Raw genomic sequence first — 23,485 nt, forward strand, 5'->3', positions numbered from 1 at the left:
GGGCCCGTCCGTCCGTCCGCGCCTGCTGCCCCTCGTCGCGGCACGCCCCGCCCGGACACCCTCGCCCTCCCGAGACCGCAGTAGTCGTCGCTGTCGAGCTCGAGTGCGACAACTCCTGCGCTCTCACGGCGCGTCCCCACCGCCGAAGCGCCGATCCCCGCGACCTCCACCCGCAAGGCAGAGGACGCGGACCGGGAAACGCGTGCCAGCGTTTCCCGGCAGTCCGACGCACCCCGCTCTGCGGAACGCACCATCTCGCGAAGCCGACCGCGCGCGGGGATGCGGCCCGCCGCATCCCCGCCAGACCACACAGCCCGCGGCCGTTCGGCCCACGGCGAACGCGTGGGCGGCGCTCAGAGTGCGGGAGGTAGCCTGGCAGGCACAATCTCCTCGTCAGAAAGGCGCCGGGTGTCGCACCCGCAACAAGCATGAACGTGAAGCGCATCTTCCGGGGTCCCATCCTCTACGTCGTCCTGGCGATCGTCGCGGTGTGGATCGGCTCCTCGCTGATCACCATGTCCGGCTTCCGGCCGGTCACGACGCAGGAGGGTCTCGACCTCCTGAAGGACGGCAAGGTCGACTCGGCGAAGATCGTGGACGGCGAGCAGCGCGTCGATCTCACGCTCAAGCAGGCCGACGGCGACAACGGCACGCAGGTGCAGTTCTACTACGTGGCCCCTCGCGGCGCGGAGGTCGTCGACGCGGTGTCCGCGGCCGATCTCGGCAGCACCGGCTACAACGACGAGGTCCCGCAGACCAACTGGTTCCTCTCGGCTCTCGGTTTCCTGCTCCCCATCCTGCTGATCGGCGCGTTCTTCTGGCTGATGCTCTCGGGCATGCAGGGCGGCGGCAACCGCGTCATGCAGTTCGGCAAGTCGAAGGCGAAGCTCGTCTCGAAGGAGTCGCCCAAGGTCACGTTCGGCGATGTCGCCGGCGCCGACGAGGCGATCGAGGAGCTGCACGAGATCAAGGAGTTCCTCAAGGAGCCCGCGAAGTTCCAGGCCGTCGGCGCCCGCATCCCGAAGGGCGTCCTGCTCTACGGCCCTCCCGGCACCGGCAAGACCCTGCTGGCGCGCGCGGTCGCGGGCGAGGCGGGCGTCCCCTTCTACTCCATCTCCGGATCGGACTTCGTCGAGATGTTCGTCGGCGTCGGCGCGAGCCGTGTCCGCGACCTGTTCCAGCAGGCGAAGGAGAACTCGCCGGCCATCATCTTCGTCGATGAGATCGACGCCGTCGGCCGCCACCGCGGCGCCGGCATGGGCGGCGGTCACGACGAGCGCGAACAGACCCTCAACCAGCTGCTGGTCGAGATGGACGGCTTCGACGTCAAGACGAACGTCATCCTGATCGCGGCGACGAACCGCCCCGACATCCTCGATCCCGCGCTGCTGCGTCCGGGCCGCTTCGACCGCCAGATCGGCGTCGACGCCCCCGACCTGCTCGGCCGCAAGCGGATCCTCGAGGTCCACGGCCGCGGCAAGCCGCTCGCCGGCGGAGTCGACCTCGAGGTCGTCGCCCGGAAGACCCCGGGCTTCACCGGCGCCGACCTGGCCAACGTCCTCAACGAGGCCGCGCTGCTCACCGCCCGCTCCAACGCGCAGCTGATCGACAACCGCGCGCTCGACGAGGCCATCGACCGCGTCATCGCGGGGCCGCAGCGCCGCACGCGCGTCATGCGCGACAAGGAGAAGCTGATCACCGCCTACCACGAGGGCGGACACGCTCTGGCGGCGGCGGCGATGCGCCACACCGACCCCGTGACCAAGGTCACGATCCTGCCGCGCGGTCGCGCCCTCGGCTACACGATGGTGCTCCCGCTGGAGGACAAGTACTCCACGACCCGCAACGAGCTCCTCGACCAGCTCACGTACGCGATGGGCGGCCGCGTCGCGGAGGAGATCGTCTTCCACGACCCCACGACCGGAGCGTCGAACGACATCGAGAAGGCGACCTCCATCGCCCGCAAGATGGTCACCGACTACGGCATGTCCGCGAACGTCGGAGCGGTCAAGCTCGGCCAGTCGTCGGGCGAGATGTTCCTCGGCCGCGACATGGGCCACCAGCGCGACTACTCCGAGCAGATCGCCGAGACGGTCGACGCCGAGACGCGCCAGCTCATCGAGCAGGCGCACGACGAGGCGTGGCAGGTCATCAACGACAACCGCGACATCCTCGACCGCCTCGCGATGGAGCTGCTCGAGAAGGAGACGCTCGACCACGACCAGCTGGCCGAGATCTTCAAGGACGTCCGCCGCATCGACGAGCGCCCGCAGTGGCTCTCGAGCGACAAGCGCCCCCTGTCCGACCTGCCGCCCATCGCGGTCCCGGTCGCCAAGGCGCCGATCGACTCGGGTGCGACCGACGGGGGAGTCTCCTCCGCCGGTGCCGACGAGGTCGCGCCGAAGCGCCCGCCGCTGATCAACCCGCGCCCCGCGACGGCGTAGCGCGCGCGTGCCCGTCGACAAGGCGCGCATCGAGGCGGCCGTCGCCGAGATCCTCGCGGCCATCGGGGACGACCCGGGCCGCGAGGGACTCCTCGACACGCCGCGGCGGTTCGCCGAGGCGTACGAGGAGTTCTTCGGCGGGTTCGACGACGACGCCGCGGCCCAGCTGACCGAGACGTTCGCGGTGGTCGAGGGCGGCCAGGAGTCGCCGCTCGACCAGACGGTGATCGTGCGCGACCTCGCCTTCCGCTCCGTCTGCGAGCACCACCTCCTGCCGTTCCTCGGCGTCGCGCACATCGCCTACCGGCCGCGCGAGCGGGTCGTCGGCCTCGGCCGGCTGCCGCGCGTGGTCGAGACGGTCGCGTCGCGACCGCAGATCCAGGAGCGGATGACCGAGCAGATCGCCGACGCGCTCGAGCAGGGCCTCGCTCCCGAGGGAGTGCTCGTCGTGGTCGACGCCGAGCACGGCTGCGTGCGGATGCGCGGGCCGCGCCAGACCGCGAGCTCGACCGTGACGGTCGCCGCCCGCGGCTCCCTCGCCGACCCGGCCGCCCGCGCCGAGATCATCGCGCTGATCGGCGCCGCGCGGGGGGAGTGACGTGGCCACCACCGTCGCCGACCTCACGCCGACCGGCCGCGCCGCGCTCCTCGGGATCCTCAACGTCACTCCGGACTCGTTCAGCGACGGCGGACGCTGGCTGTCCGTCGACGACGCCGTCCGCCACGGCCTCGACCTGACCCGGCCCGCCGGGGACGGACCCGCCGCGTTCGGCGCGGACCTGGTCGACGTCGGCGGCGAGAGCACCCGCCCCGGTGCGGCGCGCGTCGACTCCGCCGCCGAGCAGGGCCGCGTGCTGCCCGTCGTCCGCGCCCTCGCCGCGGAGGGGGTGCGCGTCAGCATCGACACGATGAGCGCTGCCACAGCGGAGGCCGCTCTGGACGCGGGCGCCGTCGTCGTCAACGACGTCTCCGGCGGCCTCGCCGATCCGCGGATGCTCCCGCTCGTCGCCGAGCGCGGCGCCGTCTACATCGCGATGCACTGGCGCGGGCACAGCGCGGGCATGACCGCTCTCGCCTCCTACGGCGACGTGGTGGCGGACGTCCGCGGCGAGCTCGAGCGCCGCGTCGACGCCGCCCGTGAGGCCGGGATCCGGGACGACCGCCTCCTGCTCGACCCCGGCCTCGGCTTCGCGAAGGTCGGCGCGCACGACTGGGCGCTGCTGGCAGGGCTCGACGCGATCGTCTCGCTGGGCTTCCCGGTCCTGGTCGGCCATTCGCGCAAGCGGTTCCTCGCTCCGTTCGCCCCCGCCGGCGCCCCGGCCGCCGAGCGCGACGAGGTCTCCGCCATGCTGAGCCTCGTCGCCGCCGGGCACGGCGCCTGGGGCGTCCGGGTCCACGACGTCCGCTCGTCCGCCCGCGCCCTGGCCCTCGCCGCCCGACTCCAGGAGGAGACCCCGTGACCGCGATCGACCCCGCCGCCCTGGCCGTGCGCGACTCCATCACCCTCACCGGGCTGCGCGTGCGCGCGCACCACGGCGTCTTCGACTTCGAGCGCGAGAACGGCCAGGACTTCGTGATCGACGCGACGGTCTGGCTCGACACCGCGCCGGCGGCCGAGGGCGACGCGCTGGCCGAGACGGTGCACTACGGCGAGCTCGCGATCGCCCTGGCCGACGCGGTGACCCGCGACCCGGTCGACCTCATCGAGACCCTGGCCGAGCGCCTCGCCCGGGTGGCCCTGGGCTTCGCCGCCGCCGACGTCGTCCGCATCACCGTCCACAAGCCGGACGCGCCGATCCCGCTGCCGTTCGAGGACGTCGCCGTGCAGATCACGAGGACCCGCTCGTGAGGCCGCGGCAGGAGCGCGTCCGCCCGGTGCGCCACGTCGTGCTCGCGCTCGGCAGCAACCTCGGCGACCGCCTGGCGCACCTCGAGGAGGCGCTGCGGGCCCTCGCCACGACGCCGGGCCTGCGCATCGAGGCGGTGTCCAAGGTCGTGGAGTCGCCCGCGTGGAAGCCCGAGGGCGTCGACGAGGACGCGCCCGGGTACCTCAACGCGGTCGTGACCGGCTCGACCGTCCTCGAGCCCGACGACCTGCTCGCGGCGACGGCGGCGATCGAATCGGCCGGCGGCCGGATCCGCGGCGAGGGCGAGGAGCGCTGGGGCGACCGGACCCTCGACATCGACGTGATCGCGGTCGGCGGCGTGCTCCGCGACGACGCGCATCTGACCCTCCCGCACCCGCGGGCGGCCGAGCGGGCGTTCGTGCTCGAGCCGTGGCTCGACGTCGAGCCGGCGGCGGTCCTTCCCGGGGCCGGACCCGTGGCCGAGCTGCGCGCACGGGCGACCGACCGCGTGACCGACCACCCGGCCGGGCTGACCTGGCCGGGGAGCGACTCCGCCCGCGGCAGCACCGCCGACCCCGAGAGCAGGACCCCGTGAGGCGCACCCGCATCAGCACCCTGCTCGGACTCGGCCTCGCCGGGGCCGTCGCGGGGTTCCTCCTCGACCTCGCGATCGCCGCCGCCGGCCGCCCCGTGCTCATCCCGCCGCTGACGGTTCCGCTGACCCTGATCGTGGTCGCGGCCCTCGTGCTCGGCTTCGCCGTCCCGATCCACCGCGCCACGAAGGGCACGCTGCGCCGGCCCATCGATCCGTTCCGGGCGATGCGCGTCGTGGTGCTGGCGAAGGCGTCCAGCCACGTCGGTGCTCTGCTGCTCGGAGCCTCCGGCGGCATCCTGGTGTACCTGCTGAGCCGTGCGATCCCTTCGCTAGGCTCCGTGTGGCAGGACGTCGCGACCATCGTGGGTGCGCTCGTCCTGCTGGTGGCCGGCCTGGTCGCCGAGCACCTGTGCACCATCCCGCCGAGCGACGACGACGACAGCGCCGTCGGCGAGGTGAATCACGCCTGACGCCGACGCCCGGACCGCCGCGGGCAGTGAGGACGACGCCATGCCCGCCGAGCCCGAGGACGCGTCGCCGACGACCCGCCGCGACGCGAGGGGACGCCGGCGGGACCGTCTCGACATCACGGGGGAGTGGCGCCGCGTCTCGCCCCGGTACGTCGCGGTCGAGATCGTGTCGGCCGTCGTGTCGAGCGTGCTGCTGCTCGCCGTGCCCGTGGTGCTGATGCTGATCGGCCTGCCGTGGGGCTGGATCCCGATGGCCGCCGCGGCCGCCCTCGCGGTGACCCTCCTGATCGTGGCCCCGCGCCGTGCGCGCGCCTACGGCTACCTCCTGCGCCAGGACGACCTCCTCTTCCGCCGCGGCATCATGTTCCAGCGCTTCGTGTCGGTACCGTACGGGCGGATGCAGCTCATCGACGTCAACCGCGGGCCGCTCGCCCGGGCGCTCGGCCTCGCCGACCTCCGCTTCGTCACCGCCGCCGCGGCGACCGGCGTCAGCATCCCGGGCCTGGCCGAGCAGGACGCGGAGGAGCTCCGCGACCGCCTGGTCGAGCTCGCCGAGTCGCGCCGGGCCGGCCTGTGACCGAGCTCCGCGCCGTCGAGACGGACCTCGCCGACGGGGAGTGGCACCGCCTGCACCCCGCGACCCCGGTCCTCAAGGGCGGGATCGGCCTGCTGGTCGTCCTCGGCATCGTGATCACGAACCTCCGCGAGCGCCTGGTCGAGCTGTTCCTGCCCGGGCCGGAGGGGTTCGAGAGCGGCGATCCGGTCGACGAGCTGCTGCGCCGCGGTCTCGTCGGCTGGGCGCTGCTGGCGGTCGCGGTGGGCCTGGCGGTCGCCGTCTTCGCGTTCTGGCTGTCCTGGCGGATGCACACCTTCCGCATCACGGACGAGCTCGTCGAGGTGCGCTCCGGCGTGCTCTTCCGGACCAACCGGCGGGCGCGGCTGGACCGCATCCAGGGCATCGCGGTGCAGCGTCCGCTGTTCGCGCGGCTGTTCGGGGCCGCGAAGCTCGAGGTGAGCGTGGCCGGGCAGGACGCGAACGTCCAGCTGTCGTACCTCGGCTCGCGGCTGGTGGACGCCTTGCGCCGCGACATCCTGCGGCTCGCGTCCGGGGTGCGCGAGCGGGAGGCGACGGTCGACGGAGCGGCGCCCGCCGGCGGGTTCCTGGCGCGGCGGCTGGAGGAGTTCGGCGAGCCTCAGGACGAGACGCCGCCCGAGTCGGTCGTCTCGATCCCGCCGGGCCGGCTCCTCGGCTCGCTCGTCTTCAGCGGCTTCACGCTGTTCCTGGCCGCCTCGGTCGTCGCCGTGGTGTTCGTCGCCGTCTACGGCTCGCCCTACGTGCTCTTCGCGATCCTGCCGGGCCTGATCGGCTCGGGCAGCTACTACGTCCGCCAGTTCGTGCGCTCGCTCCGGTACTCGATCGCCGCGACGCCCGACGGCGTGCGGGTCGGCTACGGCGTGCTCTCGACCAGCAGCGACACGATCCCGCCCGGCCGGATCCACGCCGTCGAGATCACGCAGCCGCTGCTCTGGCGCCCCTTCGGCTGGTGGCAGGTGCGGATCGACCGCGCCGGCCACGCGGCCTCCCGCGGGGCGAACGGCGAGCCGAACACCACGATCCTGCCCGTCGGCGACCTCGCCGCGGTCGAGCGCGTCCTCGCCCTCCTGCTGCCCGGACCGGCTGAGGGAGCGGAGTCGACGCCCGTCGGAGACGCACTCCGGCACCGCGACGCGGCCGGCTTCACCCGGGCGCCGCGCTCGGCGGTGTGGCTCCGCCCCTTCTCGTTCCGGAGGACCGGGTACCGGCTGACGGACGAGGTCGCGATCCTGCGCAGCGGAGCGGTCTGGCGGCGGGTCGCCGTGGTGCCCCTGGCGCGGATGCAGAGCGTCGGGGTCCAGCAGGGACCGCTCCAGCGCCTGCTCGGGCTGGCCTCGGCGCGCGTGCACACGGTGGCCGGCCCCGTCACTCCGCTCGTGCCGGTGATGAGCGCGGCCGACGGACTCGCCTTCTTCGAGAGCCTCGCGACGGCCGGAGTGCGGGCCGCCGACCGCGACGCGAGCCACCAGTGGGGGCGGCGCGCGGCCGCACCCGCCCTGCCCGACTGGCCCGCTCCGGAGGGGGAACCGCATGCCTGAGAACCGCCGCGACGGACGCCTGGGCGTCGGCGTGATCGGTGCCGGACGCGTGGGCCCGGTGCTCGGTGCCGCGCTCGCCGGGGCCGGCCACGCCGTGATCGGTATCGCCACCACCAGCGAGAGCGGCCGCGAGCGCGCCGACGCGCTGCTCCCCGGAGTCCCCGTGCTCGCGATCCCCGAGCTCGTCGAGCGCAGCGAGCTGGTGATCGTCGCCGTCCCCGGGAGCGAGATCGCCGCCCTGGTCGCGGGGCTCGCCGCGACCGGAGCGTGGCAGCCCGGCCAGCTGGTGCTGCACACGGCGCCTGAGCACGGCTACGGGGTGCTCGCTCCGGCGCTCGCCTCCGGGGTCATCCCCCTGGCAGTCCACCCGGCGATGGCCTTCAGCGGCACCAGCCTCGACCTGGCGCGCCTCGCCGAGACCTACTTCGCCGTGTCGGCACCGGGCCCGGTGCTGCCGATCGCGCAGGCGCTGGTGGTCGAGATGGGCGGGGAGCCGGTCACCGTGGCGGAGTCGGACCGCGCCGCCTACGCGGAGGCGGTCTCGACCGCCACGACCTTCTCGACCGCGATCGTCGACCAGGCGGCGGGACTGCTGGCAGGCATCGGCGTCGAGAAGCCGGGCTTCTTCCTCTCCAGCCTCGTCCGCTCCTCCGTCGACGACGCCCTGCGCCGCGCGGCGGGCTGACGGGCGCGCCGCTCGAGACGCCGCTCCCGGGTGGGACGCCGCTCGGGAGGCGGTGCCTCGCGGAGGAGCACGGCGGCTCGGTGCCGAGGGCCCGGGCGGCCGCGGGACCGCCGGTAGCATCGTCGGGTGATCAGCACCGTCCACCGCATCGGCGACCTCCGCGAGCGGCTGCAGGAGGCGCGGCGGGCCGGTCGGCGCATCGCGCTCGTGCCGACGATGGGCGCCCTGCACGCCGGGCACCTCGCCCTCGTCGAGCGGGCTCGCGAGCTGGCCGACGTCGTCGTCGTGTCGGTGTTCGTGAATCCGCTGCAGTTCGGCCCGTCCGAGGACCTGGACCGCTACCCGCGCGACCTCGAGGGCGACACCGCCCTGCTCGACGCGGCCGGGGCCGACCTCCTCTTCGCTCCGGGAGTCGCCGAGATGTACCCCGACGGGCCGTCCTCGACGCGGGTCGTCGCGGGGGAGGTCGGCGGCCTCTACGAGGGGCGGGCGCGGCCGGGGCACTTCGACGGGATGCTCACCGTCGTCGCCAAGCTCCTGAGCATCGCCCAACCGGGCATCGCGGTCTTCGGGCAGAAGGACGCGCAGCAGCTGTTCCTCGTGCGCCGCATGGTCCGCGACCTCGACCTGCCCGTGGAGATCGAGGGCGTCGGCATCGTGCGGGAGGAGGACGGGCTCGCCCGCTCCAGCCGCAACCGCTACCTCGACGAGGAGCAGCGCCGCGCGGGCCTCGTGCTGCCGCGCCTCCTCGCGGCCGCCGCGGAAGCCGCGGACCGCGGTGCCGCCGCGGCGATCGAGGCCGCCGAGGCCGTCGCGCACGCCGAGCCGCTCGTTAAGCTGGACTACCTCGTCGTCGTGGATCCCGCGACGCTCCTCCCGGTCGACGCCGACCACCGCGGCCCGGCACTCGTGCTCGTCGCCGCGATCGTCGGCACCACCCGCCTCCTCGACAACGCCCCGATCCTGCTCGCCTGATCGCGGCCGTCCGCCCCGAACCGAAAGCACCGCGACCCCTCATGGCCGACACCCCCGACGTCCCCGAGTCCACGACCCCCGCCGCCGAGCAGTCCGCCGCCGAGCAGGCCGCCGCCGAGCGGGCCGCGCAGCAGGAGGCCTCCGAGCAGAAGGCCGTCCGCCTCGCCAAGCGCGAGCGCCTGCTCGAGCTCGCGGGCGACGACCTCGGCGCCGGCGCCTACCCCGTCGCGGTCGGAGTCACCGACACCATCGCGGCCGTCCGGGCGCGCCACGAGGGCATCGAGCCGGACGTGAAGACCGGCGAGCGCGTCGGCCTCGCGGGCCGCGTGGTGTTCCAGCGCAACACGGGCAAGCTCTGCTTCGCGACCCTGCAGGCCGGCGACGGTGAGCGGATCCAGGCCATGGTCTCGCTCGGCGACGTGGGCGAGGAGTCGCTCGCGGCGTGGAAGGAGCTCGTCGACCTGGGCGACCACCTCTTCGTCGAGGGCGAGGTCGTCTCGAGCAAGCGCGGCGAGCTGAGCGTGTGGGTGTCGGAGTGGACGATCGCCGCGAAGGCGATCCTGCCGCTGCCGAACCTGCACAACGAGCTCGGCGACGAGACCCGGATGCGCCAGCGCTACCTCGACCTGATCGTGCGCCCCCAGGCCCGCGAGACGGTCGTCACCCGCGCCCGCGTGAACGCCTCCCTCCGCGACACCTTCGCCTCGCACGAGTTCCTCGAGGTCGAGACCCCGATGCTGCAGGTGATGCACGGCGGCGCCTCCGCCCGCCCCTTCGCCACGCACTCGAACGCCTTCGACACCGAGCTGTACCTGCGCATCGCGCCCGAGCTCTACCTCAAGCGGGCGGTCGTCGGCGGCATCGACCGGGTCTTCGAGATCAACCGCAACTTCCGCAACGAGGGCGCGGACTCCACGCACTCGCCCGAGTTCGCGATGCTCGAGGCCTATCAGGCGTACGGCGACTACAACTCGATCGCCGACCTCACCCAGGAGCTGATCCAGAACGCGGCGCAGGCCGTCGCGGGCTCGCACGTGGTCACCTGGGCCGACGGCACCGAGTTCGACCTCGGCGGCCGGTGGGACCGCATCTCGATGTACGAGAGCCTGTCGCTCGCGGCCGGCATCGCGATCACCCCGGAGACGGAGCTCGCCGAGCTCGAGACCCTCGCCGCGCGCGAGGGCGTCGAGGTGCATGTCCCCACGCACGGCAAGTACGTCGAGGAGCTGTGGGAGCACTTCGTGAAGGGCGGCCTGACGCGTCCGACCTTCGTGATGGACTTCCCCGTCGACACCTCGCCGCTCGTGCGCGCGCACCGCAGCATCCCGGGCGTCGTCGAGAAGTGGGACCTCTACGTCCGCGGCTTCGAGCTGGCCACCGGCTACTCCGAGCTGATCGACCCGGTCGTGCAGCGCGAGCGCTTCGTCGAGCAGGCGCGCCAGGCCGCCGCCGGCGACGACGAGGCGATGCGCCTGGACGAGGACTTCCTCCGCGCCCTCGAGCACGGCATGCCCCCCACCGGCGGCATGGGCATGGGCATCGACCGCCTCCTGATGGCGATCACCGGCCTCGGGATCCGCGAGACGATCCTCTTCCCGCTCGTCAAGTAGGGTCGCAGGAGCCGAGGGGGAGACATGGTCAGGGCATCGAGCATCGTCGCGGCCGTCGCGGCGGGCGTCCTCACGATCGCGCAGTTCGGAGTGGGGACCGCGGTCGCCGCGAGTGTCCTCACCTCCTCCGGCGACGTCGGCACCGCGCTGGCCGACCGGCGGGCGGCCGAGGCGTTCACGCCCGACCCCACGATCGCCGGCTTCGCGGAGCGGACCGCCATGTCCGACCGCGGCCGCGCCCTCTACTACGCGTCGAGCCCGTCGGTCGAGCCGACCGCCGGCTTCAACGACCTCTGCGGCTACGGCGCCTCCGACGACATCGTCCTCGGCTGCTACACCGGCACCAGCATCTACATCTCGGACGTCGCCAACCCCGACCTCGACGGGATCCGCGACGTCACGGCGGCCCACGAGATGCTGCACGCCGCGTGGGTGCGGCTCGACGCGGAGGAGCAGGCCGAGCTGGGCGACGAGCTCGAGGCCGCGTACGAGACCCTCCCGCAGGACGGCACGATCGCCGAGCGCCTCGAGCTGTACCGCACCGGCGGCCTCGGCGAGCGCGTCAACGAGCTGCACTCGATCCTGGGGACCGAGGTGGCCGACCTGCCGCCGGCGCTCGAGGCGCACTACGCCGAGTTCTTCGACGACCGCTCGGTCGTCGTGGGCCTGAACGCCCGCTACGAGGCGGTCTTCACCGATCTCGAGAACCGCATCGAGGACCTGGTCTCCCGGATCGAGACGATGTACGCCGACCTCACGGCGCGGGTCGACGCGAACAACGCCGAGTACGACGCGCTCAACGTCGAGATCGACGACTTCAACTCGCGCGCCGACAGCGGCGACTTCGGATCGACGGCCGAGTTCGAGACGGAGCGCGCCGATCTGCTCGCCCGCAGCCAGGCCGTAGACGCCACCCGCGCCGCCATCGACGCGGACATCGCCGTGTACGACGGCCTGCGCTCGGAGCTGGAAGGCCTCAACTCCGATGCCGCGGCGCTGAACAAGTCGGTCGAGAGCCAGTAGCGCCCAGCGCCCGCGAAGGCCGCTGGGCGCACGGGCCTCCGGGCTCACGGCTCCCGCGCCGGTGCCGCGGGTAGGATCGCCGCATGGACTGGGAGCTGTGGAACCAGGGGCTGTGGGCCCTCGTGCCGACGATCACGGTCGGAGCCATCTTCTGGTTCGTGATGCGCGCCCTCATCCGCTCGGACCGCAACGAGCGCCGAGCGTACGACCGCATCGAGGCCCGCGAGCGCGAGCGCCGCGGCCTGCCTCCCCGCGACGCCTCCTGACCACCGCCGCCGCGCGGGTGCCTCCCGCGCCCGCTGAGCGGCTCCGCACGACGAACGAGGAGGCGCGGTGCCCGCACCCGACTGGGCCGTGATCCTCCCGATCGCGGCCGTCGTCGTCGAGCTCGCGGTCCGCGTGATCGCCGTCATCGTCGTGCCGCGGAACCGCCGTCCGACCACCGGCCTCGCCTGGCTGATGGCGATCTTCCTCATCCCGTACGTCGGCATCCTGCTGTTCCTCTTCATCGGGAGCTACCGGCTGCCGCGCAAGCGCCGCCGGAAGCAGCAGGAGATCAACCGGTTCATCCTGGAGTCGACCGACGGCATCGACCGCGTCGCCCGGGAGCACCCGTGGCCGCAGTGGCTGGAGTCGGTGGTCACCCTCAACCGCAACCTCGGCGCGATGCCGCTGGTCGGCGGGAACGACGCGCGCCTCCAGGGCGACTACGAGCAGACCATCCGCGCGATGGCCGCCGAGATCGACCGCGCCCGCCGGTACGTGCACTGCGAGTTCTACATCCTCGCCGCCGACTCGACCACCGCGCCCTTCTTCGACGCGCTCGACCGCGCGGTGGCGCGCGGGGTGCGGGTGCGGATCCTCCTCGACCACATCGCGTCGATCCGCGTGCCCGGCTACTACAGCGGCACCCATCGCCGGCTGCGCGCCCTCGAGCGGGCGGGCGCCTCGTGGTCGTACATGCTCCCCGTGCGGCCGTGGCGCGGCCAGTACCAGCGGCCGGACCTGCGCAACCACCGCAAGCTGCTGATCGTCGACGGCAACGCGGCCTTCATGGGCTCGCAGAACGTCGTCGACTCCAGCTACAACAAGCGCGGCAACATCCGTCGCGGCCTGCACTGGCACGACCTGATGGTGCGCCTCGAGGGGCCGGTGGTGCAGGGCATCAACGCCATCTTCATCACCGACTGGTACAGCGAGACCGACGAGCTGCTCCTGCGGGAGTCGGAGCCGATGGAGGCGCTGCAGCAGCGCGACACGATCGACTGCCAGGTGGTGCCGAGCGGCCCGGGGTTCGAGGGCGAGAACAACCTGCGGCTGTTCCTGACGCTGCTCTACTCGGCGCAGAAGTCGATCATCATCACCAGCCCGTACTTCGTGCCCGACGAGGCGATGCTCTACGCGATCACGACGGCGACCCGGCGGGGCGTGCACGTGGAGCTCTTCGTCTCCGAGATCGGCGACCAGGCCGTGGTCTACCACGCCCAGCGCTCGTACTACGAGACGCTGCTGACCGCGGGCGTGCGCATCTGGATGTACCGCAAGCCGACCATCCTGCACGCGAAGCACTTCACGATCGACGACGACGTCGCCGTGATCGGCTCGAGCAACATGGACATGCGCTCCTTCACGCTCAACCTCGAGGTCTCGCTCATGGTGCGCGGCTCGGAGTTCGTCGAGGACCTGCGCCAGGTGCAGCAGGACTACCGCGAGCACTCCCGCGAGCTGACCCTCCGCGAGTGGCGGCAGCAGCCGCTCCGCTCGACCCTGCTCGACAACCTGGCGCGGCTCACCTCGGCGCTGCAGTAGCGCGGCTCCCGTCCGCCCGCCGGCGGAGGATGCGTGGGACCGATTCGTCGCGCAAGTCCCTGTGCGGGCCGCCGCGCCCCGCGTAGCGTCGGAGCGTCCTCAGCACCATCCGGTTCCGCCTGCCCGGCGCCGGGTTCGAGAAGGGAACGGACATGACGGCATCCCGTACGACGCGCATCCTCATCCTCGGCGGCGGCTACGTCGGCCTGTACACGGCCTGGGGCCTCGAGAAGAGACGGGGGGAGGCGCCGATCGACGTCACCGTCGTCGAGCCGAACCCCTACATGACCTACCAGCCGCTGCTGCCCGAGGTCGCCGGCGGCCACGTCCAGCCGCGCCACGTCACGGTGCCGCTGGTCTCCGCGCTCAAGCGCACCCGCGTGATCCGCGGCGCGATCACCGGCGTGAGCCTCGCCGAGCGCAGCGCCACCGTCGCCGCGATGGACGGCTCCACCCGCACGATCGAGTTCGACCAGGTCGTCTTCGCACTCGGAGCCGTCACCCGCACCTTCCCCACGCCGGGTCTCGCCGAGCACGGCATCGGCTTCAAGACGGTGGAGGAGGCGGCGCACCTGCGCGACCGCGTCATCGAGAACATCGCGAAGGCGGCGCTCACCACCGATCCCGCCGAGCGTCGGCGCCTGCTCACCTTCGTCTTCGTCGGCGGCGGCTACACCGGCGTCGAGGCGCTGAGCGAGCTGCTCGACCTCAGCCGCAAGACGCTCGCCGCGCAGCCCTCGCTCTCGATGGGCGACGTCACCTGGCACCTCGTCGAGGCACTGGACCGGGTCGCCCCCGAGGTCGGTCCCGAGCTCTCGAAGTGGACGCTCGACCACCTCCGCTCGCGCGGCGTGCACGTGCACCTGAAGACGACGATGCCCTCCTGCGAGGACGGCGTCGTGGAGCTCTCCTCCGGCGAGCGCATCCCGACGGCCACGATCGTGTGGACCGCCGGCGTGAAGCCGAACCCGATCCTCGACGCGACCGACGCGCCCCGCGGGCCGAAGGGCCACGTCATGGCGGATGCACGCCTGCGGGTCATCCGCGAGGACGGCGAGCCGGTGGGCGGCGCCTGGGCGGCCGGCGACGGCGCGCAGGTGCCGGACCTCACCAGCGAGAAGCAGCCCGCGTACTACCCGCCGAACGCGCAGAACGCCGTTCGGCAGGCCAAGCTCCTGGCGCGCAACATCATCGCCGACCTCACCGGAGGCACCGTGGAGGAGTACCGCCACGCCTCCGTCGGGACCGTCGCCGAGTACGGCATCGGCAAGGGCGCGGGCCTGATCAAGGGCGTGAAGCTGCGCGGCCTCCCCGCCTGGATCGCGCACCGCGCCTACCACGGAGCGGCGATGCCGACCCTGGACCGCAAGTGGCGGATCATCACGGGCTGGCTCGTCGACGCCGTCACTCCGCGCGACCTCTCGCCGATGAGCGCGCTGCAGGATCCGCGCCGAGCCTTCCGCGAGACGGCCGAGGCCACCGATCGCGAGGCCGCGGCGAAGGCCGCCGCGAAGAAGGAGTCGGACGCGTCCTGACGCACCGGTGAGAGCGCGGGAGTCGGGGTGGTCGAGCAGGATCATCGCGACTCCCGCGCTCCCGAGTCGTGGGCCCCGCCTCGGAGCGCCTCGGCCTGACGTCCTCGGCTCAGGCCCGGCGGCGCGGCTTGAGGCGCACGGTCGGCAGCACGGGCGCGGAGAGCGCGCGTCCGCCGTACCCGTCGACGGTGCCGAACGGTCCCGCGGGATCCGCCCCGGCGATCACGTCGGACTGCCAGCGCTCGCGGGCGGCCGCCACGTCGTCGTGGCTGCGGCCGACGAAGTTCCACCACATCACCAGCTCCTCGGCGAACGGCTCGCCGCCGAGCAGCACCACGCGGGCGCCCGCGTCCCCGGCCGTCAGCACCAGGTGCGAGCGGCCGGGCGCCAGGTAGGCGAGGTCCGAGCGCGGGACGTCCGCGCCCTCGACCGCCACGGGGCCGGCGTCGACGAGCACGCCGTACTCCCACGACTCCTCGACCGGCACCTCGACCCGGGCACCCGGCTCGAGGTCGATCTGGGCGGCGACCAGCGGAGTGAAGGTGCTCGCGGGCACCGACGCGCCCAGCATCCCTCCGACGAAGACGCGCACCAGCGCGCCGGGCAGCTCCACGGGCACGCCGCGGTGGTGCTCGAAGAACGGATCGACGAGCCGCGCCTCCTCGGGCAGCGCGACCCAGAGCTGCACCCCGTGCAGGACGGGCGCGCCCCCGGTCGAGACCTCCGAGTGCGAGATGCCGCGTCCGGCCGTCATCAGGTTGAGCTCGCCCGGGCGCACCACGGCGAGGCTGCCGACGCTGTCGCGGTGCTCGATCTCGCCCTCGAAGAGCCAGCTCACGGTCTGCAGGCCGGTGTGCGGGTGCGGCGGGACGTCCATCCCGGCCTCCTCGCCGAGCCGCACCGGGCCGTAGTGGTCGGCGAAGCACCATGCGCCGATCGTCGAGCGCGAGCGCTGGGGGAGGGTGCGGCGCACCTCGATCGCACGCGGACCGCCGAGCGGGACGAGCCGTGCCTCCAGGATCTCGACCGCGCCGGGCTCGCGAGGGACCGGCTCCGCGGCGACGGGGAGCTCGTCGGGATGCTCCTCCAGGTTGCTCATGCGGGAAGTGTATGCCTTCGCATGGACCGGTGGACGGGACCGCCGCCCGCACCCCTCCCGGATCGCGTGCACGCCCAGGGCGAACAGGCCTGCTCACCGGGGGGAGCGCTGGTTACAGTCGACGTATCGGAGCCCACCCCTGCGGGTTCTGTAGGGAGTGACAGCATGTTCGAGAGATTCACCGATCGCGCGCGGCGCGTCGTCGTCCTGGCCCAGGAAGAGGCCAAGATGCTCAATCACAACTACATCGGCACGGAGCACATCCTGCTCGGCCTGATCCACGAGGGCGAGGGAGTGGCCGCCAAGGCGCTCGAGTCCCTCGGGATCTCGCTCGACGCTGTGCGCGAGCAGGTGCAGGACATCATCGGCCAGGGGCAGCAGCAGCCGACCGGCCACATCCCCTTCACGCCTCGGGCGAAGAAGGTCCTCGAGCTGTCCCTGCGCGAAGCGCTGCAGCTCGGCCACAACTACATCGGGACCGAGCACATCCTGCTCGGCCTCATCCGCGAGGGCGAGGGCGTCGCCGCTCAGGTGCTGGTCAAGCTCGGTGCCGACCTGAACCGCGTGCGCCAGCAGGTCATCCAGCTGCTCTCCGGCTACCAGGGCAAGGAGCAGGTCGCCGTGGGCGGTGAGCAGCAGCAGCCTCAGGGGGGATCGCAGATCCTCGACCAGTTCGGACGCAACCTCACCCAGGCGGCGCGCGACAACAAGCTCGACCCGGTCATCGGGCGCGAGAAGGAGATCGAGCGGGTCATGCAGATCCTCTCCCGCCGCTCCAAGAACAACCCCGTCCTGATCGGCGAGCCCGGCGTCGGCAAGACCGCCGTCGTCGAGGGCCTCGCCCAGGCGATCGTGCGCGGCGACGTGCCCGAGACGCTGAAGGACAAGCAGCTCTACACGCTCGACCTCGGCTCGCTCATCGCCGGATCCCGCTACCGCGGTGACTTCGAGGAGCGCCTGAAGAAGGTCACGAAGGAGATCCGCACCCGCGGCGACATCATCACCTTCATCGACGAGATCCACACCCTCGTCGGCGCAGGGGCCGCTGAGGGCGCGATCGACGCCGCCTCGATCCTCAAGCCGCTGCTCGCCCGCGGCGAGCTGCAGACCATCGGCGCGACCACGCTCGACGAGTACCGCAAGCACTTCGAGAAGGACGCCGCTCTCGAGCGCCGCTTCCAGCCGATCCAGGTCGCGGAGCCGTCGCTGCCCCACACGATCAACATCCTCAAGGGCCTGCGCGACCGCTACGAGGCGCACCACAAGGTGTCCATCACCGACGGCGCGATCGTCTCGGCGGCCAACCTGGCCGACCGCTACATCAGCGACCGCTTCCTCCCCGACAAGGCGATCGACCTGATCGACGAGGCCGGCGCACGCCTGCGCCTCTCGATCCTCTCGGCGCCGCCGGAGCTGCGCGACTTCGACGACCGCATCGCCGTGGTCCGCTCCGCCAAGGAGGCCGCGATCGAGGACCAGGACTTCGAGAAGGCCGCGTCGCTGCGCGACGAGGAGAAGCAGCTGCTCGGTGAGCGCCTGCGCCTCGAGAAGCAGTGGAAGTCGGGCGACGTCAAGGCCACCGGCGTGGTCGACGAGGGCCTGATCGCCGAGGTCCTCGCCCAGGCGACAGGCATCCCGGTCTTCAAGCTCACCGAGGAGGAGTCCTCGCGGCTCGTCTTCATGGAGAAGGCCCTGCACCAGCGCGTCATCGGCCAGGAGGAGGCCATCGCGGCACTCTCGCGGACGATCCGCCGCACCCGCGCGGGCCTCAAGGACCCCAAGCGCCCCTCGGGCTCGTTCATCTTCGCCGGCCCCACGGGCGTCGGGAAGACCGAGCTGGCCAAGGCGCTCGCCGAGTTCCTCTTCGACGACGAGAACGCGATGATCTCGCTCGACATGTCGGAGTACGGCGAGAAGCACACCGTCTCGCGGCTGTTCGGCGCCCCTCCCGGGTTCGTCGGCTTCGAGGAGGGCGGCCAGCTCACCGAGAAGGTGCGCCGCAAGCCGTTCAGTGTGGTCCTCTTCGACGAGATCGAGAAGGCGCACCCGGACATCTTCAACTCGCTCCTCCAGATCCTGGAGGAGGGTCGACTGACCGACGGCCAGGGCCGTGTCGTCGACTTCAAGAACACCGTCATCATCATGACCACCAACCTCGGTGCTCGTGACATCGCCGGTGGTCCCGTCGGGTTCCAGATCGAGGGCGACAACGCCACCGGCTACGACCGCATGCGCGGCAAGGTCAACGAGGAGCTCAAGAAGCACTTCAAGCCCGAGTTCCTCAACCGCGTGGACGACGTCATCGTCTTCCCGCAGCTGTCGAAGCCCGAGCTGCTCCAGATCGTCGACCTCTTCATCAAGCGCCTGGGCGACCGCCTGCTCGACCGTGACATGACGGTGGAGCTGACGCAGCCGGCCAAGGAGCGCCTGATCGAGGTCGGGTTCGACCCGGCCCTCGGTGCGCGCCCCCTGCGCCGCGCGATCCAGCGCGAGATCGAGGACCAGCTGTCCGAGCGGATCCTGCACGGCGAGCTCGGCGCCGGAGACCACATCCACGTGGACTTCGCCGACAACAGGTTCGTCTTCACCACGACCCCGCGCCTGATCTCGATCAGCGCCGGCGCGTCCACCGGAGCGGCCACGGCCGGCCCGGCGACGCCCGACCTGATGTCGTAGCAGGCTGCCGAACGACCCCGTGCCCGTCCCCTCTCGCGAGGGGGCGGGCACGTCGTCGTCCGGGGGTGGGCGCCTGCTCGCAGGATCCCGCGCCCGGTGCGGCCTAGGCTTGTCAAATGGCCGATTGGAAGTACCCGGTGCGCCGCGCGCGCACGAGCGATGTCCCCTTCATCCAGGAGCTCAGCGAGCCGCTCGTGAACGAGCGCATCCTCCTGGGCAAGGACCGCGTGGTGCTCTACGGCGCCGTGCAGGAGTTCCGCATCGCCGAGGACGGGCACGGGACGGCGATCGGCTGCGGTGCGCTCCATGTGATGTGGGACGACATCGCGGAGGTGCGCACCCTCGCGGTCGCGCAGGACTGGCTCGGGAGGGGTGTGGGTCACCACATCCTGGAGCGCCTCGAGAACGACGCGCGCGAGCTCGGCCTGAAGCGCCTGTTCTGCCTCACCTTCGAGGTCGACTTCTTCGCCCGCCACGGCTTCGAGCCGATCGGCGAGAAGGTCGTCGACCCCGAGGTCTACGCCGAGCTGCTCCGCTCTCCCGACGAGGGAGTCGCCGAGTTCCTCGACCTCGCCCGGGTGAAGCCGAACACGCTCGGCAACACCCGCATGCTGAAGACGCTCTGACCGCCGCCACGTCGTAGCCTGTCCCGGTGACTCCGCCGCCCCGCCGCCTGCCCTCCCGGGTCTACCGGCGACGCCGCGCCGGAGTGCTGCTCGCGCTGGTCGTCATCGTCGCGGGCCTGGCGGTGGTGCTGTCGCTGCTCCCGCGGATGACCGGCTCCGACGCCGCGTCGAGCCCCACGCCGACCGTCGTGCTGCCGACGCTCTACCCGACCACCTCGCCCGGTGCGACGCCCGGCGCCGCACCCGCCTGCTCGGCCGACTCCGTCGCCGTCACCGCGGTCACGGACGCCACGAGCTACGCGCCCGGCGAGGATCCGCAGCTCTCGCTCTCGCTGGCCAACATCTCGAGCACCGACTGCGTGATCGACGCGGGCACGAGCAAGCAGGTCTTCACGATCACGAGCGGCTCCGAGCAGATCTGGACCTCGACCGACTGCCAGACCGGCGCGGCCGATCTGCCGGTGCTCCTCCAGGCGGGCCGCTCGGTGATGGGCAGCGCGCTGACGTGGGACCGCACCCGCTCCTCCGCCGACACCTGCTCCGGCGGACGCGAGGCGGTCGAGGCGGGCGGCGCCGCCTACAACCTGTCGGTGTCGGTCGCCGGCATCCCCTCGGGCTCGCCCACGCAGTTCCTGCTCCAGTAGTCCGCCCGGGGGACGTGCCGGGCGTGCGTCGGCGCGTAGCATCGCAGGCATGTGGGGGCTGCTCGGCACGATCCTGTCCGCCTCGACCGGCCGGGCGGGGGTGGTCGCGCGGCGCGCGGCGGCCGTGGCCCTCGCGGTCCCGCTGCTGGTCGGCGGAGCGGCGGCGCAGGCCGTGGCGGCTCCGCACCCTGTCGCGGCTCCGCAGCCCGTCGCGGGTGTCGTGCGCGCGGATGTGGACCGCTTCCGGTTCTCGGAGTACTCGGCCGACTTCCGCCTCGACCGCGACGAGGAGGGCCGCTCGACGCTGACCACCGTCGAGACCTTCGTCGCCGAGTTCCCGCCGTCGCAGAACCGCGGCATGCAGCGCGCGATCCCGCTCGACTACGAGGGGCACCCGACCGACGTCGACCTGGTGTCCGTCACCGACGGCGACGGGGCGGCGCGGCCGGTCGACACCGAGCGCGAGGACGGCTTCCTCCTGGTCACCAGCGCAGCGGACGAGTTCGTCAGCGGCAGCCAGACCTATGTCTTCACCTACACGCAGCACAACACGACCCTGCCTGGATCCGGCACGCGCAGCGGCGAGGACGAGTTCTACTGGGACGTCAACGGCACGGGCTGGCGCCAGTCCTTCGACCGCTACGACGTGCGCGTCGAGCTCGCCGGTTCGCTGGCCTCCGCCGCGACGGGGACCGTCAGCTGCTACCGGGGGCCGGAGGGCTCGACGACGCCCTGTCCGATCGGCCGCGACGGCGCGGTCGTCACGGCATCGGGGGAGTCGCTGGCTCCGGGGGAGAACGTGACCGTGGCGATCGGCTTCGCTCCCGGGACCTTCACGCCGCGCGACGACCGCTACCTCGCCTCCGGCTGGTCCTGGGTGCAGCTGGGCGGCCTCGCCGCGGTCCTGATCGGCCTCGCGCTCGCCGTGCACCGCCGCCGGACCGTGCTCCGCGACGCTCCCGGCCGCCCGACCGTCGTCGCCGAGTACGACCCGCCCGCGGAGGGGCTGTTCCTCTCCGCCGCGCTGCTGCGGAAGACGTCGAAGGCCCCCGCGGCCGGACTCCTGGACGCCGCCGTCCGCGGTCTCGTGCGCATCGAGGAGACGGGGGAGGGGCGGAAGCAGGAGTACGCCGTGCGGGTGCTCGACCCCGCGACGACGCCGACGCGACGCGCGGGACGCCCGCGGCCCCTCGCCTCCGACGACCGCGAGTTCCTCGACATCGCCCTCGGCCGGGTCCCGGGGACGGTGCGTGAGCTCTCCGGCAAGGACAAGGAGTTCGGCAAGGCAGTCGGACAGTTCCGGACCGCGCTGGGCAACCGGGTGACCGAGGCGGGACTGAAGAAGGCCGGGACGATCGGCGGCAGCGTGCTCGTGATCGTCCCGCTGCTGCTGGGTGTCATGGCCGCCTTCCTGGGCGCGATCCTCCTGATGACCCGCTCCTTCGGCGGAGCGCTCCCGCTCGTGCTGATGCTGGTCGCGATCGTCGCGGCCGTCGTCGGGACGATCCTGGTCTCGAGGGTGCCGCTGACGGCCGCGGGCGCGGAGCTGCGCGACCATCTGCGCGGGCTCGAGCTGTACATCCGCCTGGCCGAGGCCGACCGGATCGCGATGCTGCAGTCGCCCCGCGGGGCGGACCGGCGCACGGTCGGACCGGTCGAGGTGGTCGAGGTGACGGAACGCCTGCTGCCGTGGGCCGTGCTCTTCGGTCTCGAGAAGGAGTGGTCGGCGGAGCGGACGCGCGCGTGGTCGGGCGGAGCTGTCGGGCAGTGCCCATCGAGCCCGTGTTCGCCTCCGGTGGCGATCCTCGACCATGCGGTGGACGGGGGCGCCGGCGGCTCCGAGCGGTGGACGGGTGCGTGTGCGGCGTGCCGGGGACGCGGCGGTCAGTGCGTGGGCACCCGCTCCGGACGGATGCGCTCGGGAACGGGGACGAGCGCGTGGGTGATCGCGCTCGAGAGGGTGAAGGCGCTGGAGTCGAGGTGCGAGGAGTGCCCGAGTCGTGTCGCTTCGGAGGCGCGCTGCTTCGCTCCGGAGGCGGGCCGGATGTCTCCCGAGAGGCTGATCTCGCCGAACGCGGCGATCCCGGGCCGCAGCGGCGTGTAGGCGTGGGCGGAGGCGATGGCGACCGCGATCGCCAGGTCCGCCGCCGGCTCCATGAGCTTCACGCCGCCGACGGTCGACACGTAGACGTCGCAGCGCCGCAGGGGGATGCCCGCCTGCCGCTCGAGGACCGCGAGGATCATCGCGACCCGGGACGCGTCGACTCCGTTCGTGACGCGGCGCGGGTGCTCGCCGTCGTTCGCGATCACGAGCGCCTGGATCTCGACGGGGAGCGCGCGGCGTCCCTCCATCGCGACCGTGACGCAGATGCCCGGGGTGGGGAAGCGGGTGCGGCTGAGGAACAGACCGCTCGGGTCGGGGATCTCGGCGATGCCCTCGGCGGTCATCTCGAAGCAGCCGACCTCGTCCGTCGGGCCGAAGCGGTTCTTGAGCGAGCGGACGAAGCGCAGCGCCGTCTGCCGGTCGCCCTCGAAGTGGCAGACCACGTCGACCAGGTGCTCGAGCAGGCGCGGCCCCGCGATGGAGCCGTCCTTCGTGACGTGTCCGACGAGCACGAGGGGGAGCGCCCGCTCCTTGCAGACGCGGATGAGGGTCGCGGCGACCTCGCGGACCTGGCTGGGACCGCCGGGCAGGCCGTCGACGGTGTCGCTCGCGACCGTCTGCACCGAGTCGACGATGAGCAGGTCCGGCCGGACCTCGTCGATCTGGCCGAGCACGGTGGCGAGGTCGGTCTCGGCCGCGAGGAAGAGGCTGTCGTGCATCGCGCCGGTGCGCTCGGCCCGCATGCGCACCTGCGCGGCCGACTCCTCCGCGCTGACGTAGAGGACCCGCTGGCCCTCGGCCGCGGCGCGGCTCGCGACCTCGAGCAGGAGGGTCGACTTGCCCACGCCGGGCTCTCCCGAGAGCAGCACGACCGCGCCGGAGACGATCCCGCCGCCGAGCACGCGGTCGAGCTCGCCCACGCCGGTGGGGCGGTGCGCCGCGGACGTGGTCTCGATCTCGGTGATGGGCCGCGCGATGCGGCCGGCGGCCGGAGCCACAGCGGCGACCGCGCGGACGAGGCCGGTGCGCTCGGTGCTCTCGATCACGGAGCCCCACTGCTGGCACTCGCCGCAGCGGCCGACCCACTTCGCGGTCGTCCATCCGCACTCCGAGCAGCGGTAAGGGGCGGTGCGCGTCTTCGAGGAGGCCATGAGGTCCTTTCGGGGCGGAGGAGGGGGACGAGCGCGACGCTACGGGGGACCCCCGACAC

At 72.7% G+C, this 23,485-nt stretch carries 20 protein-coding genes and 1 pseudogene; 19 read left to right on the forward strand and 2 right to left on the reverse strand.

Annotated elements, in window-relative coordinates:
- Positions 1-428 precede the first annotated feature (428 nt).
- The 15 genes from ftsH to C5C30_RS05045 all read left to right on the forward strand — a co-directional run bounded on the left by ftsH (position 429) and on the right by C5C30_RS05045 (position 15,126).
- Positions 429-2,444 (forward strand): ATP-dependent zinc metalloprotease FtsH, encoded by a 2,016-nt coding sequence (gene ftsH / locus C5C30_RS04975; protein WP_104224104.1) that lies wholly within the window; start codon positions 429-431, stop codon positions 2,442-2,444.
- Between the two features lie 7 nt (positions 2,445-2,451).
- The gene (gene folE / locus C5C30_RS04980; RefSeq protein ID WP_104224103.1) at positions 2,452-3,042 is read left to right on the forward strand and encodes a GTP cyclohydrolase I FolE; all 591 of its coding nucleotides are present in this window, start codon (positions 2,452-2,454) and stop codon (positions 3,040-3,042) included.
- 1 nt (position 3,043) lies between these two features.
- A complete protein-coding gene (gene folP / locus C5C30_RS04985) occupies positions 3,044-3,904 on the forward strand; it encodes a dihydropteroate synthase (RefSeq protein WP_104238405.1) in 861 nt (286 codons plus the stop codon).
- Positions 3,901-4,293, forward strand: coding sequence for a dihydroneopterin aldolase (folB, locus tag C5C30_RS04990; RefSeq protein ID WP_104347803.1), 393 nt, complete (start codon positions 3,901-3,903; stop codon positions 4,291-4,293). The genes folP and folB overlap by 4 nt, the downstream gene beginning before the upstream one ends.
- The gene (folK, locus tag C5C30_RS04995; protein ID WP_104333286.1) at positions 4,290-4,886 is read left to right on the forward strand and encodes a 2-amino-4-hydroxy-6-hydroxymethyldihydropteridine diphosphokinase; all 597 of its coding nucleotides are present in this window, start codon (positions 4,290-4,292) and stop codon (positions 4,884-4,886) included. Before folB ends, folK begins: the two co-directional genes overlap by 4 nt.
- Positions 4,883-5,356 (forward strand): DUF3180 domain-containing protein, encoded by a 474-nt coding sequence (locus C5C30_RS05000; protein WP_104238407.1) that lies wholly within the window; start codon positions 4,883-4,885, stop codon positions 5,354-5,356. The genes folK and C5C30_RS05000 overlap by 4 nt, the downstream gene beginning before the upstream one ends.
- A gap of 40 nt (positions 5,357-5,396) precedes the next feature.
- Positions 5,397-5,933 carry a PH domain-containing protein gene (locus C5C30_RS05005; RefSeq protein WP_104238408.1) on the forward strand — a complete coding sequence of 179 codons (537 nt, stop codon included), beginning with the start codon at positions 5,397-5,399 and terminating at the stop codon, positions 5,931-5,933.
- Positions 5,930-7,489 carry a PH domain-containing protein gene (locus C5C30_RS05010; protein WP_104238409.1) on the forward strand — a complete coding sequence of 520 codons (1,560 nt, stop codon included), beginning with the start codon at positions 5,930-5,932 and terminating at the stop codon, positions 7,487-7,489. Before C5C30_RS05005 ends, C5C30_RS05010 begins: the two co-directional genes overlap by 4 nt.
- A complete protein-coding gene (locus C5C30_RS05015; protein ID WP_104224097.1) occupies positions 7,482-8,174 on the forward strand; it encodes a Rossmann-like and DUF2520 domain-containing protein in 693 nt (230 codons plus the stop codon). Before C5C30_RS05010 ends, C5C30_RS05015 begins: the two co-directional genes overlap by 8 nt.
- A 126-nt stretch (positions 8,175-8,300) precedes the next feature.
- Positions 8,301-9,149 carry a pantoate--beta-alanine ligase gene (gene panC / locus C5C30_RS05020; RefSeq protein ID WP_104333287.1) on the forward strand — a complete coding sequence of 283 codons (849 nt, stop codon included), beginning with the start codon at positions 8,301-8,303 and terminating at the stop codon, positions 9,147-9,149.
- Between the two features lie 41 nt (positions 9,150-9,190).
- On the forward strand, positions 9,191-10,759 hold the full coding sequence (gene lysS / locus C5C30_RS05025; RefSeq protein ID WP_104333288.1) for a lysine--tRNA ligase: 1,569 nt from the start codon (positions 9,191-9,193) through the stop codon (positions 10,757-10,759).
- Positions 10,760-10,783: 24 nt separating this feature from the next.
- Positions 10,784-11,782 carry a hypothetical protein gene (locus tag C5C30_RS05030; protein WP_104255539.1) on the forward strand — a complete coding sequence of 333 codons (999 nt, stop codon included), beginning with the start codon at positions 10,784-10,786 and terminating at the stop codon, positions 11,780-11,782.
- Between the two features lie 83 nt (positions 11,783-11,865).
- The gene (locus tag C5C30_RS05035; RefSeq protein WP_104224094.1) at positions 11,866-12,048 is read left to right on the forward strand and encodes a hypothetical protein; all 183 of its coding nucleotides are present in this window, start codon (positions 11,866-11,868) and stop codon (positions 12,046-12,048) included.
- 67 nt (positions 12,049-12,115) lie between these two features.
- A complete protein-coding gene (cls, locus tag C5C30_RS05040) occupies positions 12,116-13,591 on the forward strand; it encodes a cardiolipin synthase (protein ID WP_104333289.1) in 1,476 nt (491 codons plus the stop codon).
- Positions 13,592-13,743: 152 nt separating this feature from the next.
- A complete protein-coding gene (locus C5C30_RS05045; RefSeq protein WP_104333290.1) occupies positions 13,744-15,126 on the forward strand; it encodes an NAD(P)/FAD-dependent oxidoreductase in 1,383 nt (460 codons plus the stop codon).
- Positions 15,127-15,235: 109 nt separating this feature from the next.
- Here the strand turns inward: C5C30_RS05045 and C5C30_RS05050 are convergent, their stop codons facing one another.
- Positions 15,236-16,225 carry a pirin family protein gene (locus tag C5C30_RS05050; RefSeq protein ID WP_104333291.1) on the reverse strand — a complete coding sequence of 330 codons (990 nt, stop codon included), beginning with the start codon at positions 16,223-16,225 and terminating at the stop codon, positions 15,236-15,238.
- 165 nt (positions 16,226-16,390) lie between these two features.
- Here C5C30_RS05050 and C5C30_RS05055 point away from each other — a divergent pair, with 165 nt between their 5' ends.
- From C5C30_RS05055 to C5C30_RS17995, 4 genes and pseudogenes are all read left to right on the forward strand, one after another.
- Positions 16,391-18,901, forward strand: coding sequence for an ATP-dependent Clp protease ATP-binding subunit (locus C5C30_RS05055; RefSeq protein WP_104234294.1), 2,511 nt, complete (start codon positions 16,391-16,393; stop codon positions 18,899-18,901).
- Between the two features lie 116 nt (positions 18,902-19,017).
- Entirely contained in the window at positions 19,018-19,527 is a 510-nt protein-coding gene (locus C5C30_RS05060) for an amino-acid N-acetyltransferase (RefSeq protein WP_104224089.1), read from the forward strand.
- A gap of 26 nt (positions 19,528-19,553) precedes the next feature.
- Positions 19,554-20,171, forward strand: a complete 618-nt coding sequence (locus C5C30_RS05065) for a hypothetical protein (protein WP_104224088.1) — start codon at positions 19,554-19,556, stop codon at positions 20,169-20,171.
- 49 nt (positions 20,172-20,220) lie between these two features.
- Positions 20,221-21,888: pseudogene (locus C5C30_RS17995) on the forward strand (DUF2207 domain-containing protein); the annotation flags it as partial.
- A gap of 167 nt (positions 21,889-22,055) precedes the next feature.
- On the opposite strand, the gene radA reads toward C5C30_RS17995, so the two are convergent.
- The gene (radA, locus tag C5C30_RS05075; RefSeq protein ID WP_104224086.1) at positions 22,056-23,426 is read right to left on the reverse strand and encodes a DNA repair protein RadA; all 1,371 of its coding nucleotides are present in this window, start codon (positions 23,424-23,426) and stop codon (positions 22,056-22,058) included.
- Positions 23,427-23,485: the final 59 nt, after the last annotated feature.

Origin of the sequence: Rathayibacter sp. AY2B5 (assembly GCF_002931645.1) — a bacterium.
In the GTDB taxonomy this organism is placed as follows: Bacteria; Actinomycetota; Actinomycetes; order Actinomycetales; family Microbacteriaceae; genus Rathayibacter.

Coding starts and splice junctions, on each gene's coding strand:
- radA (WP_104224086.1), bottom strand. CDS start 23,426: ATGGCCTCCTCGAAGACGCGCACCGCCCCTTACCGCTGCTCGGAGTGC.
- C5C30_RS05030 (WP_104255539.1), top strand. CDS start 10,784: ATGGTCAGGGCATCGAGCATCGTCGCGGCCGTCGCGGCGGGCGTCCTC.
- C5C30_RS05015 (WP_104224097.1), top strand. CDS start 7,482: ATGCCTGAGAACCGCCGCGACGGACGCCTGGGCGTCGGCGTGATCGGT.
- C5C30_RS05045 (WP_104333290.1), top strand. CDS start 13,744: ATGACGGCATCCCGTACGACGCGCATCCTCATCCTCGGCGGCGGCTAC.
- ftsH (WP_104224104.1), top strand. CDS start 429: ATGAACGTGAAGCGCATCTTCCGGGGTCCCATCCTCTACGTCGTCCTG.
- C5C30_RS05055 (WP_104234294.1), top strand. CDS start 16,391: ATGTTCGAGAGATTCACCGATCGCGCGCGGCGCGTCGTCGTCCTGGCC.
- C5C30_RS05005 (WP_104238408.1), top strand. CDS start 5,397: ATGCCCGCCGAGCCCGAGGACGCGTCGCCGACGACCCGCCGCGACGCG.
- lysS (WP_104333288.1), top strand. CDS start 9,191: ATGGCCGACACCCCCGACGTCCCCGAGTCCACGACCCCCGCCGCCGAG.
- C5C30_RS05060 (WP_104224089.1), top strand. CDS start 19,018: ATGGCCGATTGGAAGTACCCGGTGCGCCGCGCGCGCACGAGCGATGTC.
- C5C30_RS05035 (WP_104224094.1), top strand. CDS start 11,866: ATGGACTGGGAGCTGTGGAACCAGGGGCTGTGGGCCCTCGTGCCGACG.
- C5C30_RS05050 (WP_104333291.1), bottom strand. CDS start 16,225: ATGAGCAACCTGGAGGAGCATCCCGACGAGCTCCCCGTCGCCGCGGAG.